The sequence below is a fragment of the Microcoleus sp. B4-C2 genome (assembly GCF_036705265.1).
GTDB lineage: Bacteria > Cyanobacteriota > Cyanobacteriia > Cyanobacteriales > Microcoleaceae > Microcoleus.
In genome coordinates, this window is sequence record NZ_JAUBUB010000029.1 from 49855 (window position 1) to 58467 (window position 8613).

General features: G+C 48.6%; 3 protein-coding genes. 2 read left to right on the forward strand and 1 reads right to left on the reverse strand.

Annotated features, from left to right (window positions below; all coding sequences use genetic code 11):
* Positions 1-1268 (reverse strand): DUF4114 domain-containing protein (locus tag QUB20_RS11540; protein WP_333291358.1); only part of this gene is annotated, 1268 nt, incomplete at its 3' end.
* 640 nt (positions 1269-1908) lie between these two features.
* Here QUB20_RS11540 and QUB20_RS11545 point away from each other — a divergent pair.
* Both QUB20_RS11545 and QUB20_RS11550 read left to right on the forward strand, forming a co-directional pair.
* Positions 1909-5427 (forward strand): hypothetical protein, encoded by a 3519-nt coding sequence (locus tag QUB20_RS11545; RefSeq protein ID WP_333246201.1) that lies wholly within the window; start codon positions 1909-1911, stop codon positions 5425-5427.
* Between the two features lie 107 nt (positions 5428-5534).
* A complete protein-coding gene (locus QUB20_RS11550) occupies positions 5535-8408 on the forward strand; it encodes a zinc-dependent metalloprotease (protein ID WP_333246203.1) in 2874 nt (957 codons plus the stop codon).
* Positions 8409-8613: the final 205 nt, after the last annotated feature.

The window sequence follows — 8613 nt, forward strand, 5'->3', positions numbered from 1 at the left end:
GTTTCAACTGCGGGGGAATTTTCGGTTTCTGTCTCAGCCGAAGTCGTCTCGGAATTAGGAATTTCCGAAACAGTCGGGTTTTGAGTTTCAACTGCGGGGGAATTTTCGATTTCTGTCTCAGCCGAAGTCGTCTCGGAATTGGGAATTTCCGAAACAGTCGGATTTTGAGTTTCAACTGCGGGGGAATTTTCGATTTCTGTCTCAGCCGAAGTCGTTGTAGAAGTAGTATCTGGTTTTTTGTCTTCTAATTTAGTCTCAGTTTTTGGCGCCGCAGCGTCAGCTATCAATTCTTTGCCTTTCTCTGATGTACGCCAATCGGAGTTTTTGGCAATTACATCATCCATTGAAATGACTTTAGGGGTTGCACCTTTGAGCGAAAATATGATATCATTGTAATCAGCATCGCTCCCTTCTCCTATCCCCATATCTTCCATGACAAATATACTGCCGCCATTCGCAACACTGGCTATTTGTCCCCGTTGAAAAGCATCGCTGGAATTAGCTGTAGCCATTGAAAATAAGGGCTTTTTGTCGCCGCCAATGGCTGGATTATTGTATGCTTCTTGTATTGTGCCGTTGGGAACTACGATGATACCAATTTCATCTCCTGGTGTCATTGCAAAGGTTTTGATTCCTCGGTATTCCCCGATATTGAAGTTGTTTTCTCCCTCGAAACTAGAGAATTTCGCTGCTTCTGTACTGTCAGAAATGGCGATATAACCGAGTGAGGAGTTGCTTAAAGCGCGTCTGGCTGCTTCTTTGATAAATGCTTGGGAATCGGGAACAAATTCTTGCATTCCTGTCAGGCTGATAATTGCTAGTTCTCCTTGATACGAGCCTCCGTCTGATAGGTAATCGAACACAATTTTACCTGTTTCGTCTGCTTGGAAAATGCCGGAGTCGAAAGAAATGTTATTTTGAGTTGCTGGCTTGGTTGTATCGCCTGTGATTGCGTCGGTTTGAGTTGTAGATGTTTGCGGTTTTTCAGGAATGCTGTTGGTTGTTGGTGGTGAATCTTGGTTGAGGATGAAGGCGTCTATCTCTGCTTGTTGGGGAGATATTTCAGGGCTTTTATCGAGGATTTGGTTGTTTGATGATAATAGTTCAACGCTGGAGTTTGTGGAGGATGTTTCGTTAACTGTTAGGAGAGTTTTCGGGGGAAGAGAGTAATTATTGGTAGAATTTTCTAGTTGCAAGTCTTCTGCAATGTCGGGAATGAGAGAAATATTGGCAGTTATTTTTGGGGTAGATGCTTCGATTGGTGACATGATTTAAAGTTTGGTTTTTTGATAATAAAAGTGACTAAAATTATGCAGAAATTGAGGATTTTAATATTGAAAATATCGCAAGCAAAGCGATTCCAGACGATGCTGGAATTTTGTTTTTTTATTGAGGACGGAAGCTGCGATATCGACAGGTGAAAACTTGCCGATGCGGCTGAAAAAAAAATGATGTGATGGAATAATTGGGTTGTTTTATTGCTACGAATACATTTGAGAATATCAGTAACTTTTATCGATCGCAAGCGGTGTTCACCATCAGGAAGTAAATTTTATGGAAGCTTTAACTTACTTCCGTACCCGCTCAGTGTCACGCTACGAATTGTGGGCTTTTGACAACTTTGGATTGGCGATCGCCCAACTAATTTTTCTGTTTGTTGTATAATAAGTAACTTATTTTTTTGCAAAAAGAAGAAAAAACCGATCGCAACAACAGTAAAAGCTTTGGAAACTAGGTTGTACAGTCCAGGACGCAGACACACTATATGTAGTGTGGTGCGATTCCTAATAATTACCAACGACCAATGACTGAGGACTTCGCCTAAGTGAAGCCTAATATATGCCAAAATACGGACGAAATGTGCTATCTGTAGAAGACGAAAGCAGCCTTGACGAAATTTAAAGTCCCATGTTGAATGCGAACGGGAGCATATTGGCAGACAATCGATCGGCCGCGTCGCAGTGGGCGCAAGAAGCTTTAGGGCTTCCCGAAGTTCAAGTACAAGCGCGTTTGCGGGGAAATCACCTGCACATTTTGTGCGAAGCAGCGCAGTGTCCGTCTCAAGAATTGGTGACGGCGCGATTTACCAACGCCCTCGAACACACTGATTTAACGCAACTGCTGCCCGATCGACCTAAAATTTACCAGTTGTTTCTGTGCGGCCGCAAAATCGGTTCCCGACAAAATGACTGGACAGTCCGGCTCGATTGCAGCAGTCCCAAGCAACAGCAACAGCCACAGCAACCGGAACCAAAAGTTGCCGAAGTGCCGCCGCCAGCGAGTTCCCCCGACGAACCGCCAGCAAGCCCTAAAAGAGGCGGATTTTTCGGCAGATTTAAGAATGACAACCAGAAACTCAAACAGACACCAAAACCCGTAGAAACAGTCGCGCAACCGCCGCAAGTACGGGAAGAACTGGATTTTGACGCCGACAGTCTGCCCATCGCCTCCCGCATTGAATACGCAGAAGCTTTTGAAACTTCCCCCGTGACGATCGACACTTCGGCTGCTGCGACGCGGGAAGCCGTCGGTTCCGCCGTTCCCCCGCAGCAGAAAGCCAACCGTGGCGCAGTGGCTTTGATTCAATCCCCCCAAGCTGACTCAGGCGAGGGCGATCGAGATGGAACATTAACGGTTTCGCCGGAAACCTTGGCGCGCCGGGGCTATCCAGATGCGATCGCCAGCTATCTCAGCGAAATCCTAGGGCCAATGGGAGTTTCGGTGAAAGTAAGCATTCGCGAAAAAGAACTCAAAAGCAGCCGAGAAACCCTGCCGGTGAATGCGCCGGAAAATATCAAGCCCAAGGAACGCCGACTGCTAGTGCTGTGCGAGTCAGCTTACAGCCCAGACCCCTCATTGCTGGCTGAACCCATCGCCGGCAGGCTGCGGAAACTGCAACTAGAGGATTTCCGGGAAGCCGCGATCGCCAGCCAAGTCAGCGGCGAAGCGAAGCCGGACTGGCTACTGCGAGTGGATTTGACTTCGCCGGACAAAATTCTTAAGGAATGGGCCAGGTGGGGAGACGTACAGTCGATCGCCAAACTGCTAAATCAACACTTGGCTGCATCGAGAGTCGAAGTGCGGGCTACCCTCAAAGAAGCAACCCTCCACCTGTTTTGCAGCAAAACTGCCAAAAAAGGACAAAAGCCTAAACGGCAAGAATACCCCGACAAGCAGCAAACCACCGACACGATCGCCCCTTTGTTAGCATCCTTTGCACCCCAAGGCATCCGCGCAGCTACAATCTACGGCGTAGAACCAGCCAAGGACTCTCAGGCGGCGCCGGAGTCCCCCGTGTGGATAGACTGGGTAGACTTGCCAGCAGCCCACCACCCCGACTTGGCTGCGAACGCTAGAACGCTGGCAGTTGAGGGCGACCAATTGGCTCTGACTTTTTTATTGAACAGGTTGCTCAACCCCAATCTCAGACGCAAGCTGGAAACAGGAGGGATTCGGGCTGTCGTGCTGCAAAAAGCCAACGTGCTGCACGTCATGACAGAAGCTCTGACTTGCCCTTCTCAGTCGAAGATAGGCCCGCCGGTGGCGAAATTTTTGCGACAGTTACAAATTCCGGGAGTGGCAGGGGTGCGAGTCTACGGACGGCGCGCCGGCCAGAAACTGCCCCTGTGGCGCTACGCAATCGACCTCAGAACGGCGGTTGACGAGGAATCAGCGACGTCACCCGCACCGGCTCCCTCCCAAGGGGCTGTGTTGGAAAAGGAACCGGTGCCGGAGTTTGCGCCGGCGGAGGATGGGAGTTTTTCGGGTTTGGGCGACAATTTGGTGTTCGATGCTCCGACGCCCAACTCCTGGCGGCCCCGCTTCAAAATCAGACTCCCCGGATACAATCTGGGCGAGCAGTTAGTTCAAGCTGCGGTGCAACCGCTTGTCGCTTCGGGTTTGTTTGTTCCCAACGATGGTTTATCCACGAATGCTGCTGCGCCGGGGGGCGTGAGAGCCGATCGCGCGGCGGGAATGGCTTTGATTTGGGCGATCGCCGGCTGTCTGCTGACTTTCAATACCGATTGGATCCTCGGTCAATTTCTGCAATCTGCGACGGTCAGTCAAGCTCCTAGTGCCTCCGAAGTTTGCAGCGGCCCAAATTGTCAAAATTCAGCTCCCAAGGCTTCTGGCGACGTTACAGCCCGACTTCCGAAGGAAACCGCGAACCCCCTTCCCCCTGCTGAGGAGGTTAATTTGCCTCGAATTCCGTTGCAGCCGTCGCCGTCCGCCAACCAGCAAGAGGCTTTCAATGGCTCTGGGTTTACGAAACCGGGAAATACTAGCGTTCCTGTAGCTGATGTTTCTGCTCCTCCGGTGTTCCCGACTTTGAGGAGCGAGCAGCTTGACGATCAGATAGCGCGCTATCAAGAGTACATTCACCTGCACAAAAAACCGCCGGATATTTTAATTGTCGGTAGTTCGAGGGCGCTGCGGGGCATCGATCCGGCGGTTTTGGAAACAGCTTTGGCAGCTTCGGGCTATCCGGGGCTGAGGGCTTACAATTTTGGAGTTAATGGAGCTACTCTCCAAGTTGTAGATTCGATCGTCCGCCGGATTTTGCCGCCGCAACAACTGCCGAAATTGTTGGTGTTGGCTGACGGGGCGAGGGCTCTCAACAGCGGGCGGCCGGATTTGACTTTTAGTGCGATCGCTTCTTCTGAAGGTTACAGGCAATTGAGCCGGGGTAGTTTTCTGATCCCCACCAATCAATTAGAATCCGAAACATCGAAGGAAAGCGCTAACAATCCGGTGGCGACTGCGACTGAATTGGTGAACAATTTGGGACAAGCTCAAGCTAATGTTCAGCAATTGGTGAATCAAAAGTTGGTGGAGGGTTCTGCAACTTACAAAAATCGCGATCGACTCAAAGGGTTTTTGCGATCGATCGTTAATCCCTCACCCCCTGTTGCAACCGACAGCCCCCAAACCGCAGCCCTGGGTGAACAAACAACTGAAAACGTTCAGCCCACTGCTGCGAGTAAACCAGTCAGCGAGTATCAACCAAATGGCTTTTTGCCGATCGATATACGCTTCAATCCCGAAACTTACTTTCAGAAGCACCCGAAAGTATCTGGTTATTACGACTCCGACTATCAAAATTTTAAATTGGTAGGCGAACAAGCTCTAGCACTCAAAAATCTGATCGAATTCACCAAAGTTCGCAACATCAATCTCGTGTTTGTTAATATGCCTCTGACTGAAGATTATTTAGACCCGGTGCGGACAGGTTACGAACAAGAATTCCGGCAATATATGCAAGAATTAGCAGCCCAAAGCGGACTAATTTTCCTAGATAAGAGTTTATTGTGGCCCCAGGCGCGGGAATCTTTTTCCGACCCCAGCCACCTCAACCGTTACGGTGCTGTTGCAGTTTCTAAGCGGTTGGCTCAAGATCCCATGATTCCCTGGCCAGCGCAACAATAGTTCTAATTTTTGAGTTTTGAGTTATTTTAGAAGTTAAATGCTCCCAACGTTGCGAGTGCGGCGCGACTATCTCAAAACTATTCTTTCCTGCGGCTAAATTACTGAAAATGAAAAGATTGATATTTCCTGAAAATAGCAAAAATACACAGATAAAAAATCCTAGAAAAAATCTGCCTTTGATATTTTTTATATTATCTTTAGCATTTTTCTGTTTCAGTTTGTATAAAGGTTTCTTTTTACCTGTAGCTTTATCATCTGGGCCGCCCAGCAACGAACCAAGTAGCGAACAGCAAACTCTGGCACCCTTTGAAGAGGTTGTCAAAGACGCGAAAAAGTTAGAGGGATTATTTACCCTTTACCGCAATCAAGCAACTGATAAAGTATATCTGGAAATTAAACCGGAACAATTCAACAAAAAGTTCCTATGCTTTGTGACATTGGCATCGGGTTTGGGGGAAGCGGGCATTTTGAGCGGAATGCCGATCGGCGATTTCTTGTTTCAACTGCGGCGCGTCCAAAATAACGTGCAGTTTGTGATACCAAATATCAATTTTCGCACAAGTCCGGGCGACCCGCAAGCAGGTTCGGTAGCACGGGGATTTAGCGAGTCGATTCTCTATTCTTTGCCTCTCAAAAGCATTCATCCGCAAAGACAAACTCTGCTAATCGATTTAGGCGATTTGCTGATGAGCGACAAACGCGATTTGCCAGGGGTAAAAGCGATTTTGCCGATGCTTTTGGGCGCTTCTTACTCGATCGATGCAGACAAGTCTTCTTTTAAAGATGTTAAAGCGTTTCCGCTGAATGTGGAGATTGCTTCTGTCTATGGTTTTTCTAGCGATAATGACAGTGAAGTTAACTATTTACCTTCGATTCCTGACAGTCGGGCTTTTAACCTCCGCATTCACTACAGTTTCTCGGAAGTGCCGCTAAATAACGGCTATCGGCCCCGACTTGCGGACGAGCGAGTGGGCTATTTCCTCACAGCATATAAGGACTTTTCTGACAAGAATAGCCGGGAGCCTTTTGTGCGCTATATCAATCGCTGGCATTTGCAAAAGCAAATCCCGACGGCGCCGATGTCGCCTCCAGTACAGCCGATCGTCTTTTGGATTGAAAATAATGTGCCTACCGAATACCGAAACGCAATCCGCGAGGGCGTTTTGGAGTGGAACAAAGCTTTTGAAAAGGCAGGTTTTACTGAGGCAATTCAGGTCAAACAAATGCCGGACAATGCTAAATGGGACCCGGCTGACGTTCGCTATAATACTATCCGCTGGTCGAGTTCTTTTGAGCCTCAGTTTGCAGGCATCGGGCCGTCTCGTACTAACCCGCTGACGGGGGAAATTTTGGATGCTGACATTCTGTTGGATGCTAATGTTGTCCGGGAAATCAAACAGGGTTATCGGTCTTTGGTGGAACAAAATAGATCGCTATCTAAGAGTTTTCAAGGGCGAAACGGTTCTAATACCAATCCCTGTCAGTTTGGGATGTATTCTCGCTATTTGCCGATGCTCGAAAATGGGGATTTAGGAAAAAGCAGCAGGGAAAATGCTCAAGGTGGAATTGCTGATGATTTGCCGACTTTGGTAGAAAGATACCAAGAGCAAAAGCGATCGTCTTTATCGCGGTTGATGTCGAGTTCGGATATGTGTTTTGGGTTGGAATCGAACCGCCAGTTTGCGATGGGGGCAATGTCGATCGATTTGTTGGAAAATGCAGCGCCTAGCAGTGGGACGATTGACAATTATGTGAATGAATATATCCGATTTTTGACTGCCCACGAAGTCGGTCACACTCTCGGTTTGAGGCACAATTTTCACGGAAGTACGATGTTGCAACCGGAGGATTTGCACAATACTCAGGTAACTCGCACGCAAGGTTTGGTAGCGTCGGTGATGGATTATGTGCCGATTAATTTGGCACCTGCCGGAACTGTGCAGGGCGACTATTATCCAACGATTGTAGGGCCTTATGACGATTGGGCGATCGAGTATGGTTACAAGGTGATTGGCGGCCGGGACCCGAACAGCGACTTACCCACGCTGCAACAAATTGCCAGCCGCGCTGCGGAACCCCAATTATCTTACGCGCCGGATGAGGATTCTTTTGATATTCTCGATCCGGCTGCAAATACCTTTGATCTCAGCGCCAATATGCTGAGGTATTCGCAATGGCAATTGGATAATGCTAGGGCGATGTGGAAGCGTTTGGAAAAGCGAATTCCGGTTGGGGGAGATGGTTATAACGAACTGCGGGTGATGTTTGATTCGGTGTTCGGGTATTATGTTCAGCAGGTGATGAATGCGACTTTGTATGTGGGGGGACAGTCGTTTAGTCGGATTCGCCCTGGAGATACTAATGCGAAGTTGCCGTTTGTGCTGATCGAACTTTCTGTGCAGCGAGAAGCATTAGCAACCCTTGAAAAGTACGTTTTTGCGCCGGATGCGTTTAGTTTTGCGCCGGAATTGCTGAATAAATTGGCACCGTCGCGCTGGGAACACTGGGGAAGTCCGGCTTTGGTGTTTCCTCTAGATTACCCGATCGGCGATCGAATTACTTTTTTGCAGCGGTTTGTGTTGCGAGTTTTGCTATCTCCGATGCGCTTGGCGAGGCTGCGGGATGCGGAGTTAAAATCGCCGCCGGAAACTGCTTTGAGGTTGCCGGAAGTGTTGAATACTGTGCAAAAGGATATCTGGGAAGAGGTTTTGCAGCCGGAAAAGAAAATGCAAATTTCAACTTTTCGGCGTTCTTTGCAGCGGGAACATTTGGCGATTTTGATCGGAATGGTGCTGCGAAAAACGAGTGTTCCAGAGGATGCGCGGAGTTTGGCGTGGTACGAGTTGCGGCAGTTGCGGGAGGGTTTGAGCAAGAGTATTCGGAATTTGGATCGGAATGCGGATGCTTATACGCGGGCTCATTTGGAGGAAACGCGCGATCGAATTTCTAAGGTTTTGAATTCGGAAATTCAGTCGAATTAATTTTATATAGCGCTTACGCATGGGGGCCCAGAAACCGGGTTTTTTACGATAATATTTCGTGGCCACCCCCAGATTCGATAAAAAACCCGGTTTCTTTGGTGGAAGTGCGTAATTCCTGACTTAGGAATGAGAACTAAATAACTTCCACTCTTGAAAGTGGGATGGGCGTCCCGCCCGTCCAAAAAGGACGGGCGGGACGCCCATC

Coding starts and splice junctions, on each gene's coding strand:
- QUB20_RS11545 (WP_333246201.1), top strand. CDS start 1,909: ATGTTGAATGCGAACGGGAGCATATTGGCAGACAATCGATCGGCCGCG.
- QUB20_RS11550 (WP_333246203.1), top strand. CDS start 5,535: ATGAAAAGATTGATATTTCCTGAAAATAGCAAAAATACACAGATAAAA.